The organism is Streptomyces swartbergensis (assembly GCF_002148965.1).
Classification (GTDB): domain Bacteria; phylum Actinomycetota; class Actinomycetes; order Streptomycetales; family Streptomycetaceae; genus Streptomyces; species Streptomyces swartbergensis.
This window is the reverse complement of record NZ_NGFN01000040.1, coordinates 24776-35418: the sequence shown is the minus strand read 5'-3', so window position 1 is coordinate 35418 and position 10643 is coordinate 24776. Positions and strand designations below refer to the sequence as shown.

The window sequence follows — 10643 nt, the reverse complement described above, 5'->3', positions numbered from 1 at the left end:
GCCCCACCCCCAGCTACCGCCCACGAACATCGTGACGACGATGTACTGCGGGATCGCCAGCAGCCACCACTTGACCAGCACCAGTCCGCGCGAGAGCCGCTCGGGGTAGGCGACGTCGAAGTGGGCCGGATAGTCGGGCACGTCGGACAGGGTGAACGGCGGGTAGCGGTCGGTGCCGAGCGCGGTGTGGGCGTAGTAGGTGACCCGCCAGTTCCACCGCAGCACGCCGACGTTGAAGTCGAAGAGGGCCCGGGGGTACCGGGCGGTGAAGAGAATCGCGAAGAACGCGACCACGCTGACGAGGGCGAACGCGATCCACAAGAAGCACAGCACGATGTAGTGCGGGATGGCGAGCAGCCACTTCACCAGCCACAGCCATCGGGACAACCGGGCGTCGACGGACGCCTCCAGACGTACGGGCGACGCGGTGACAGGAACCATGGGGCGGAACTCCCTTCGCTTGCAGGCTCGCAAGCGAGAGGGAGCCCCGCGACCTGGCAGGGCCGTTCGCGCGTCCTGGACCGCTCGTGTGTACGGGACCGTTCGTGTGTCCGGGACTCGCGCGTCCGCGACCGTTACGACGGTACGGGGGCGGCGTTGTCCGGCTCGTCGGTGCTGTCCGGTTCCTGCGGGGGATCGGTGAGCTGCTCGCGCACGTAGTTCCAGACCACCGCGATCAGCGCGGCGACGGGTACGGCCAGCAGACTGCCCACGATGCCGGCCAGGTTGCCGCCCAGTGTCACCGCCAGCAGCACCACGGCCGCGTGCAGGCCGAGCCCCCGGCTCTGGATCATGGGCTGGAACACATTGCCCTCGAGCTGCTGCACCACGACGATGATGGCCAGCACGATCAGCGCGTCCGTCAGGCCGTTGGAGACGAGCGCGATGAGGACCGCGACAAAACCTGCGAACAGGGCGCCGATGATCGGCACGAACGCGGACACGAAGGTCAGCACCGCCAGCGGGAGCACCAGCGGTACGCCCAGGATCCACAGGCCCAGGCCGATCAGGACGGCGTCGAGCAGGCCGACGGCCGCCTGGGAGCGGACGAAGGCGCCCAGCGTGTTCCAGCCGCGCTCGAACACGGTCGGGACGTCGGCGGCGAGCCGGCCGGGCAGCTGACGGGAGAGCCACGGCAGGAACCGCGGGCCGTCCTTGAGGAAGAAGAACATCAGGAAGAGGGCGAGAACGGCGGTGACCAGGCCGTTCACCACGGTGCTCACGCCCGTGACGACAGCGCCGACCATGCTGCCGACGCCCTCCTGAGCGCGGGTGACCGCGGTGTCGAAGGCCTTGTTGATCTGGGCGTCACCGATGTTCAGCGGCGGCCCGGCGGCCCACTCGCGCATCTTCTGGATGCCCTCGACCACGCCGTCGGTCAGCTGACCGGACTGGGACGCCACGGGCACGGCGATCAGCGCCACGACACCCGCGGAGACCAGCAGGAACAGCACGGTCACGACCGACGCGGCGAGCGCGGGCGGCCACCCGCGGCGGCGCAGGAAACGGGCTGCGGGCCAGGTCAGCGTGGTCAGCAGCAACCCGACGACGAGCGGCCAGACAACCGACCACATCCGGCCCAGCAGCCACAGAGCCACTGCCAGCATCACAAGCACCAGCAGCAGCTCTGCGGACACACGGGCCGATATCCGGAGCGCGTCACGGGTCTTGGCGGAACTCAAGGGCGCAGTCACGGAGGCACCCTATTGCCACCGCGCCCCATGGGTACCAGCGGTCCCGTTGTTCACTGCTGTCGCGCGCGTCAGTGGCCGACGCTCACCCGTCGGCCTTGGCCACGCCGATCGGGCAGGACACGCCCGTGCCGCCGATGCCGCAGTAACCCGCCGGGTTCTTGTCCAGGTACTGCTGGTGGTAGCCCTCCGCCGGGTAGAACGGGCGGCCCTCCGCCGGGACGATCTCCGTGGTGATGTCGCCGTAGCCGGAAGAGGCGAGGACCTTCTGGTAGGACTCGCGGGAGGACTTGGCGGTGGCCGCCTGCTCGGGGGTGTGGGTGTAGATCGCCGAGCGGTACTGCGTGCCCACGTCGTTGCCCTGGCGGAAGCCCTGCGTGGGGTCGTGGGACTCCCAGAACGTCTTCAGGAGGTGCTCGTACGAGATCAGCTTCGGGTCGTAGACCACGCGGACGACCTCCGTGTGGCCCGTCAGGCCCGAGCAGACCTCCTCGTACGTGGGGTTCTCCGTGTAACCGCCCTGGTAGCCGACCAGGGTCGTCCACACCCCTGCCGGGAGCTGCCAGAACTTGCGCTCGGCGCCCCAGAAGCAGCCCAGGCCGAAGTCGGCGGTCTCCAGGCCCTCGGGGTAGGGGCCGAGCAGCGGGTTGCCGAGGACGGTGTGGCGGTCGGGGACCGTGAACGCCGGCTCCGAGCGGCCGGGCAGCGCCTGCTCGGGGGTCGGCAGCTGGGGCGTACGGCTGTGCAGGAACATGCGCTCTCCAATCGGGCACGACACCCACGCGGGGCGACGCCACGTTCAACGTGCGGGGGCCGGAGGGAATTCCGGGCAGGCCGCACCCCGGGTCGGCCGGGGCGCCACGCCTCGGGCGGCTGGAGCCGGTGTTTCCGGTGGCCGGGGGCGATGGTTTCGGGTGACCGGGGCCTGTGTCGGGCGGCCGAGGCCGCCTCTCGGGCGACCGGGGAGCCGCCTCGCGCGGCGGGTGCCTGCGCCTCGGGCGGCTGGAGGCGGTGTTCGGGTGGCCGGAGTCGGCGCCTCGGGCGGTGGCCGGGCACGAGTCCCGGGCGGCTGGAGCCCGTGCCGCCGCCCGGCGGATGTCCTGGGCGGCCAGTTCCCGCGTTTTCCCCGGCAGCCGGCTCGGTGTCTCGGGCGGTTGGTGCATGCGCCTAGGACGCTGGAGCCGGTGTTTGGCCGCCGGAGTCGGCGACTTAGGCCACCGGGCCCCCGCCCCGGCCGCTGGAGCTCGTGCCTCGCGCGGTGGGAGCCGCGTTCCCCGGGCGCCGGGCGCTCCCGGGGCGGCCGGGGTCGGCGTCTCCGGGCGGGGCCGGGGCCCGCGTCTCACTGCGGCAGGCTCGCCGGGCTGCCGCCGTTCGCCTCGTAGCCTGCCACCGCCAGGGCCCGGTACACCGCGAACTCCGCCGCCGGGTCGGCGGACAGGGTCCAGGGCAGGGCGCCGACATGGCCGTCGATGTGCACCAGCTGGTTCATGGCCTCCGCCCAGCGCTCGCTGCGGACCAGGAAGAAGACCAGCATGTGCCGCACGTGCGCCAGCATCGGGTCGTCGGGGCGGGCCGAGTGCACCGCGTGCAGCGCGCCGTGGACCGCCTTCGTGACGACCTCGGTCTGCCAGAAGCTGCTGACCAGGGTCACCTCGGGGAGGTGCTCGAACACCGCGAAGAGGGGCATCGCCGCCAGGAGGGAGCCCTTGGGCGCGCGGGCCGCCGCGGCCTCCGCGAACTCGTACGCCAGCTCACGCGAGCCGTGCCACTTCTCGCACCAGTAGTGCAGCGCGGCCAGGTGCGCTCCCATGTGGGCCGGGGCCCGGTCCAGGATCTTCAGCCAGACCTGCTCGAAGTCCTTCTGGGAGTAGCCCAGCCCGCGGGCCACCGACAGCTCGACGATGTAGGGGATCGGATCGCCGGGAGCCAGCAGCGCCGCGTCGCCGCACGCCGCCTTCGCCTCCTCCATGATGATCCGGAACTCGTCCGTCCCGGGCGTCGCCGTACGCCATGCCTGCTGCACCAGAAACTCGGCGTGCACCGCGGCCCCGCCCGCGTCCTTGGGCGCCTCGGCCCGCCACACCCGCAGCCACTGCCCGCCCGGCGCCTCGCTCACCCCGCCGGGCCGCTGGGAGAGCTCCAGCGAGGCCGCACCTGCGAAGGCCTGCACGCGCTGCCAGCGGCGCTCGCCCTCCGTCTCCGTGCCCGCAAGGAGCTGCTGCGCCGCGCGGTAGTCCTGCGTGCGCTGCACCACGTCCAGGACGTCCAGCAGGTCCTGGTCGGGGCCGGGCATGCGGATGTCCAGCTCCTCCTCGCGGACGAAGCCGTAGTTCGCCGGGTCCGCGGCGTCCGGGTGGTCGGGCGAGACCAGCCCGATCGCGGCACCGCGCCTGCGCCGCAGGAAGGGAAGCAGCACGAAGCCCAGCATGACCAGTGCGATCAGGACCCAGAGAATCTCCATGCAACAAGCGAACCAGACCGCGCCGACAATTGGCCAACCTGGTCCCCGAACCTGTGGAAAACCCGGCCGAGCCGCACCCGCCGCCGTGCCCACCGCCTGTGGAAAACCCGGCTCCGGCGCCCGTGTCGCCTCGTCCCCCCGCACTCATCGCGTCGGCGCACTACCCTCGGTGCCCATGAGCGACAGGCACATCAGTCAGCACTTCGAGACGCTCGCGATCCACGCGGGCAACACCGCCGACCCCCTGACGGGCGCGGTCGTCCCGCCGATCTACCAGGTCTCGACCTACAAGCAGGACGGCGTCGGCGGCCTGCGCGGCGGCTACGAGTACAGCCGCAGCGCCAACCCGACCAGGACCGCGCTGGAGGAGAACCTCGCCGCCCTGGAGGGCGGCCGCCGCGGTCTCGCGTTCGCGTCCGGGCTGGCGGCCGAGGACTGCCTGCTGCGTACGCTGCTCAGCCCCGGCGACCACGTGGTCATCCCCAACGACGCCTACGGCGGCACGTTCCGCCTGTTCGCCAAGGTCGTCGCCCGCTGGGGCGTGGAGTGGTCGGTCGCCGACACCAGCGATCCGGCCGCGGTACGGGCCGCCATCACCCCGAAGACCAAGGCCGTGTGGGTGGAGACCCCCTCCAACCCGCTCCTCGGCATCACGGACATCGCCGCCGTCGCCCAGGTCGCCCGGGACGCGGGCGCCCGCCTCGTCGTCGACAACACCTTCGCCACGCCCTACCTCCAGCAGCCGCTCTCGCTCGGCGCGGACGTCGTCGTGCACTCCCTGACCAAGTACATGGGCGGTCACTCGGACGTCGTCGGCGGCGCGCTGATCACCGACGACCCGGACCTGGGCGAGGAGCTGGCCTTCCACCAGAACGCCATGGGCGCGGTCGCCGGGCCCTTCGACTCCTGGCTGGTGCTGCGCGGCACCAAGACGCTCGCGGTGCGCATGGACCGGCACAGTGAGAACGCCGCCAAGGTCGCCGACATGCTCACCCGGCACGCGCGCGTGACGAGCGTCCTGTACCCGGGCCTGCCGGAGCACCCCGGGCACGAGGTCGCCGCCAAGCAGATGAAGTCGTTCGGCGGCATGGTCTCCTTCCGTGTGGCGGGCGGCGAGGAGGCCGCCGTCGAGATCTGCAACCGCGCCAAGGTGTTCACGCTGGGCGAGTCCCTGGGCGGCGTCGAGTCGCTGATCGAGCACCCCGGCCGGATGACGCACGCCTCCGCGGCCGGTTCGCTCCTGGAGGTGCCCGGCGACCTGGTGCGCCTGTCCGTCGGCATCGAGAACGCCGACGATCTGCTGGAAGACCTTCAGCAAGCGCTCGGCTAGGACGCCCCGGCGGGGTCACCAGCTGGTGAGGGGTGGAGTCGTGTCCGACGGCGGCTCCACCCACGGGCGGGCCGTCAGCGCCCACACCGTGAACCCCACGGCAGCCGCGAACATCAGCAGCCACAACAGGCGCCGCGCGACCGCCCTGCGCCGCAGCATGCGGGCGCCCCGGCGCACCGCCTCCGCGTGGATCTCGGGCGGCACGGACCGCGACGACGTCTGCTCCAGCAGCCGCCGAGCGGCCGCCTCGCGGTCGCTCCCGCTCATACCCGCCTCCGTTCGCCGGAAGGGCGCTCTGCGTTGCCGGGCTCGCCGAGAGGTTTCCGGCCCGGAGGGCTCATGAGGGCACCGCCTTCTTGGCCGTCGCTGCCGGTGCCGGTCCCCGCGAGCGGTGCAGCAGGGCCGTCGTCGCCCGGTGGCAGATGGCCCGTACGCGCTCCGCGGACAGGCCGAGCAGGGCCGCCGCCTGCTCCTCGGCGACGCCTTCGTAGAGCCTGAGCACCAGGATCAGCCGCTCCTGCGGGGTGAGCGGGGCCAGGGGACTCGCCGGGTGCGGTCGGGAGCGGCCGAGACCGCCGTGGTGGTGCCACGCGCCGCGCGCGAAGCGGGTGGCCAGGTACTGCCGCGTGCGGTCGTACGGATCCTCGCCGCGCAGCCGGTCCCAGCACGCGTACGTGTGCGCCAGCGACAGGGTCAGCAGGCGTCGCGCGCGCGGGTTGTCGTCCGGGGCCTCCGCGGTGAGCAGGGTCGCGGCGTGCAGCAGCCGCCCGGCCGCGCCCGCGACGAACGCCTCGAACTCCCGGGCTCGCCGGGTTTCCTGGGACGCATGCCGTTGTCGCACCGCGCCTCCCGCCCGACGGCGACTCTGAGGATGCGGTCCCGGCCGGGTACGGGCGCGACGGCCGCGTACGACGGGGACCCGGTCTCATATCAGGCCAGGGGCGGCCCCGCGGTCAAGAGCCGCGCACCGGGTCGGGACGGCGGATGACCCGGCCGGCGCGGGCGGCCCCGTGGCCAGGAGCCCCGCCCGGGCCCGGCCGACCACCGCCACACGAGCTCGCGCCCGCCCCTCCGTCCGCCACGCGCGCGTGGCGGGCACGCGTCGTACGGGCGCCCCGGAGAGCGAGTCGTACGGGCGCCCCCGAAGAGCGAACGGCGCGTCATGCGTCTCTGATGCCGCGCGCCTCTGATGCCGCGCGCCTCTTATGCCGCACGTCTCTTATGCCGCACGTCTGTTATGACGGCGACTGCGCCTCCGGCCCCGGCAGCCCCGACACCGCCATCCGGGCGGACAGCGCGCTGTTGAAGCGCGTGAGCAGCGAGCAGAACGCCTCGCGCTCCTCCGGCTCCCAGTCCTCGGTCAGCTCGGCCATCAACTGCCGCCGGGACGAGCGCACTTCCTCCAGCCGCGCCTGCCCGCGCGGGGACAGTTGGAGCACCACCGCCCGCCCGTCCTCGGGGTGCGACGTGCGCTTGACCAGGCCGGTGTCGACGAGCGGAGCGACCTGCCGGGTGACCGTCGAGGAGTCGATCCCCATGCTCGCGGCGAGGGCCTTGACGCCCATCGGGCCTTCCTTGTCGAGACGGTTGAGCAGCAGGTACGCGGCGCGGTCCATGGAGTTGCGCACCTGCCCGACCCCGCCGAGACGGGTCTGTTCGGCACGGCGGGCGAACACCGCCACCTCGTGCTGGAGGGTGTCGAGAAGACCGGTGTCACCGACGGTCGTCATGTCCATCGACATTTCAGGTGTTGTGGGCATGGCCGGGGGCTCACTTCGTGGAGGGCTGGCTGATTGGGGGACAGGGTACGCGGCCGGGGCGCGGGCCGTACCGGGGCTGCGCAAAGCGGGTCTCGGAGGTTGGTCACAACGGCCGTTCCCGCTCGTGAACTGCGATGCTGGAGTCATGAGCTACAGCACGGCTGACTCCTTGCGGCCCGTCACCCTCGACGACGTGCGCGGCGCCCAGAAGATGCTCTCGGGCGTGGCGCGGGTGACCGCGATGGAGGGCAGCAGGCACCTGTCCCAGATGGTCGGCGCGCCGGTGCATCTCAAGTGCGAGAACCTCCAGCGGACGGGTTCGTTCAAGCTGCGCGGCGCCTACGTACGGATCGCGGGTCTGCTACCCGAGGAGCGCGCCGCCGGTGTCGTCGCCGCGAGCGCCGGCAACCACGCGCAGGGCGTCGCCCTGGCGTCCGCGCTGCTCGGCGTGCGCTCGACGGTGTTCATGCCGAAGGGCGCCCCGCTGCCCAAGGTCAGCGCCACCCGGGACTACGGGGCCGAGGTGCGGCTGCACGGCCAGGTGGTCGACGAGACGCTGGCCGCCGCGCAGGAGTACGCGGCGGAGACGGGCGCGGTGTTCATCCACCCCTTCGACCACCCCGACATCATCGCGGGCCAGGGCACGGTCGGCCTGGAGATCCTGGAGCAGTGCCCGGAGGCGCGCACGATCGTCGTCGGCATCGGCGGCGGCGGACTGGCCGCCGGGATCGCGGTGTCGGTGAAGGCCCTGCGGCCCGACCTGAAGATCATCGGCGTCCAGGCGGCGGGCGCGGCGGCCTACCCGCCCTCGCTGGCGGCGGGCCGGCCCGTCTCGGTCGAGAATCCGGCGACGATGGCCGACGGCATCAAGGTCGGGCGGCCCGGCGACGTGCCGTTCGGGATCGTCGGCGAGCTGGTCGACGAGGTGCGCACGGTCAGTGAGGACGAGCTGTCCGCCGCGCTGCTGCTGTGCCTGGAGCGGGCCAAGCTGGTCGTGGAGCCGGCCGGGGCGAGCCCGGTCGCGGCGCTGCTGAGCCGGCCCGGCTCCTTCGAGGGGCCGGTCGTCGCGGTGCTGTCCGGCGGCAATGTCGACCCGGTGCTGATGCAGCGGGTGCTGCGGCACGGCATGGCCGCGCAGGGCCGCTACCTGGCCGTCCGGCTGCGGCTGACGGACCGGCCCGGCGCTCTGGCCACACTTCTGGGCGTGTTGTCAGTGGTCGACGCTAACGTCCTCGATGTGAGCCACGTACGAACCGACCCACGGCTCGGGCTCACGGAGGCGGAGGTCGAGCTGCACCTGGAGACGAAGGGCCCGGCGCACTGCGCCGAGGTGGGCCAGGCGCTGCGCGAGGCGGGCTACACGGTCATGGGCTGACCGCCTCCGGGGGCCGGGTTCAAGATCCTTTCGTCGCATGAAGCGCAACGCGGAAAACCTCGTTGAGAGACGCGATACATCGCGTTATGGTGTGTTCGTGCGAAACCTGATCCACCCTGTCCGGCGATCCCCGAAGACGTGGAGACTTTTATGCCAGGCGCCATCTATGCCGAAGGTCTGGTCAAGACCTTCGGTGACGTAAGGGCCTTGGACGGCGTCGACCTCGACGTGCCCGAGGGCACGGTCCTGGGCCTGCTCGGGCCGAACGGCGCGGGCAAGACGACCACCGTCCGCTGCCTGACCACCCTGCTGCGCCCCGACAGCGGGCGGGCGGTCGTCGCGGGCATCGACGTGCTCGAACAGCCCGACGCCGTCCGCCGCTCCATCGGCCTGTCCGGCCAGTTCGCGGCCGTCGACGAGTACCTGACCGGCCGCGAGAACCTCCAGATGGTCGGCCAGCTCTACCAGATGAGGGCCAAGGCGGCGAAGGAGCGCGCGGCCGAGCTGCTGGAGCAGTTCCACCTCGCGGACGCGGCCGACCGCCCCACCAAGACCTACTCCGGAGGCATGCGCCGCCGGCTCGACCTCGCGGCGGCCCTCGTCGTCTCGCCGCCCGTGATGTTCATGGACGAGCCGACGACCGGCCTCGACCCCCGCAACCGCCAGCAGCTGTGGGAGGTCATCAAGCAACTGGTCTCCGGCGGCACGACGCTGCTGCTGACCACGCAGTACCTGGAAGAGGCCGACCACCTGGCACACGACATCGCGGTGGTCGACCACGGCAAGGTCATCGCCAAGGGCACCTCCGACCAGCTCAAGGCCCGCACCGGCGGCGAGCGCGTCGAGGTCGTGGTGCACGAGCGCGAGCACATCCAGGCCGCCGCCGAGGTGCTCGCCGGCTTCGGCAAGGGCGACACCACGGTCGAGGAGCACATGCGCAAGCTCACCGCGCAGGTGACCGGCGGCGCCAAGCTCCTCGCCGAGGTCATCCGCGAACTGGACAACCGGGGCATCGAGATCGACGACATCGGCCTGCGCCGGCCGACCCTCGACGACGTCTTCCTGTCCCTGACGGGACACGTGGCCGAGGCGAAGAACGAAGAGAACGACGGGACCGACAAGGAGGCCGTGAAGTGAGCGCCGTCACCGACACCGTGCGGGTCGCGCCGGCCGCGAACCCGGTCAGCCAGTCCATCCGCGACTCGATGGTCGTCGCGAAACGCAACCTGATCCGCATGTCCCGGATCCCGGAGATGATCATCTACGGGCTGATCCAGCCGATCATGTTCGTGGTGCTGTTCACCTACGTCTTCGGCGGTTCCATGCAGATCGGCAGCAGCACCAGCGCCGTCGACTACAAGAACTTCCTGATGGCGGGCATCTTCGCGCAGACCGTCACGTTCGCCACCGCCAGCTCCGGCGCCGGTATCGCCGACGACATGCACAAGGGCCTCATCGACCGCTTCCGCTCCCTGCCCATGGCGCGCGGCGCGGTCCTCACCGGACGTACCCTCGCCGACTCCGTGCAGACGGCCCTCACCCTGGTCGTCCTCGCGGTCGTCGCCCTCCTGGTCGGCTGGCGCGTCGGGTCGGACGGCGACACCAACCTCGGCAAGGTGCTCGGGGCCTTCGGCCTGCTGCTCCTGCTCGGCTACGCGTTCACCTGGATCGGCGCCCTGATCGGCATGTCCGTCCGGACCCCGGAGGCGGCCACGTCCAGCGGGCTGATCTGGCTCTTCCCGGTCACGTTCATCTCGAACGCGTTCGTGGACACCAGCCACATGACCCCGTGGCTGCGCCACATCGCCGAGTGGAATCCCTTCAGCGCCACGGTCCAGGCCTGCCGCGTGCTGTTCGGCAACCCGGGCCAGTCGCAGTCGGACGCCTGGCCCATGCAGCACCCCGTCTGGGCCTCGCTGATCTACTCGATCCTGATCCTGGTCGTCTTCCGGACGCTGGCGGTGCGCAAGTACCGGTCCGCGACGGCATGACAGCGCCCCCGGCACCGGGAGGGCGCCGGGGGCGG

The 10643-nt window shown here is 71.9% G+C and carries 11 protein-coding genes; 4 read left to right on the top strand and 7 right to left on the bottom strand.

The genetic code is table 11. The features are described from left to right. The 4 genes from CA983_RS09570 to CA983_RS09555 form a co-directional block, all read right to left on the bottom strand. The coding region (locus CA983_RS09570) for a DUF4389 domain-containing protein (protein ID WP_143645469.1) at positions 1-441 on the bottom strand (441 nt) is incomplete at its 3' end. 134 nt (positions 442-575) lie between these two features. Next, a complete protein-coding gene (locus CA983_RS09565) occupies positions 576-1682 on the bottom strand; it encodes an AI-2E family transporter (RefSeq protein ID WP_208636925.1) in 1107 nt (368 codons plus the stop codon). A 94-nt stretch (positions 1683-1776) separates the two neighbouring features. Then, entirely contained in the window at positions 1777-2445 is a 669-nt protein-coding gene (gene msrA / locus CA983_RS09560; protein ID WP_086600441.1) for a peptide-methionine (S)-S-oxide reductase MsrA, read from the bottom strand. 585 nt (positions 2446-3030) lie between these two features. Then, on the bottom strand, positions 3031-4152 hold the full coding sequence (locus tag CA983_RS09555) for a hypothetical protein (RefSeq protein ID WP_086600440.1): 1122 nt from the start codon (positions 4150-4152) through the stop codon (positions 3031-3033). A 175-nt stretch (positions 4153-4327) separates the two neighbouring features. On the opposite strand from CA983_RS09555, the gene CA983_RS09550 reads away from it, so the two are divergent. After that, on the top strand, positions 4328-5482 hold the full coding sequence (locus CA983_RS09550; RefSeq protein WP_086600439.1) for a cystathionine gamma-synthase: 1155 nt from the start codon (positions 4328-4330) through the stop codon (positions 5480-5482). Positions 5483-5497: 15 nt separating this feature from the next. Here CA983_RS09550 and CA983_RS09545 read toward each other — a convergent pair whose 3' ends face one another. From CA983_RS09545 to CA983_RS09535, 3 genes are all read right to left on the bottom strand, one after another. After that, complete coding sequence (locus CA983_RS09545; protein WP_086600438.1) at positions 5498-5749, bottom strand: hypothetical protein; 252 nt, start codon at positions 5747-5749, stop codon at positions 5498-5500. Positions 5750-5819: 70 nt separating this feature from the next. Then, the gene (locus CA983_RS09540; protein ID WP_086600437.1) at positions 5820-6323 is read right to left on the bottom strand and encodes a sigma factor-like helix-turn-helix DNA-binding protein; all 504 of its coding nucleotides are present in this window, start codon (positions 6321-6323) and stop codon (positions 5820-5822) included. Between the two features lie 394 nt (positions 6324-6717). Then, entirely contained in the window at positions 6718-7224 is a 507-nt protein-coding gene (locus CA983_RS09535; RefSeq protein WP_174523215.1) for a MarR family winged helix-turn-helix transcriptional regulator, read from the bottom strand. Between the two features lie 163 nt (positions 7225-7387). Between CA983_RS09535 and ilvA the strand changes: the two genes are divergently transcribed. The 3 genes from ilvA (at position 7388) to CA983_RS09520 (ending at position 10608) form a co-directional block, all read left to right on the top strand. Continuing rightward, the gene (gene ilvA, locus CA983_RS09530; protein ID WP_086600436.1) at positions 7388-8617 is read left to right on the top strand and encodes a threonine ammonia-lyase; all 1230 of its coding nucleotides are present in this window, start codon (positions 7388-7390) and stop codon (positions 8615-8617) included. A gap of 150 nt (positions 8618-8767) precedes the next feature. Beyond that, the gene (locus CA983_RS09525; protein ID WP_086600435.1) at positions 8768-9754 is read left to right on the top strand and encodes an ATP-binding cassette domain-containing protein; all 987 of its coding nucleotides are present in this window, start codon (positions 8768-8770) and stop codon (positions 9752-9754) included. Further along, on the top strand, positions 9751-10608 hold the full coding sequence (locus tag CA983_RS09520; RefSeq protein ID WP_086600434.1) for an ABC transporter permease: 858 nt from the start codon (positions 9751-9753) through the stop codon (positions 10606-10608). Before CA983_RS09525 ends, CA983_RS09520 begins: the two co-directional genes overlap by 4 nt. Positions 10609-10643 lie beyond the last annotated feature (35 nt).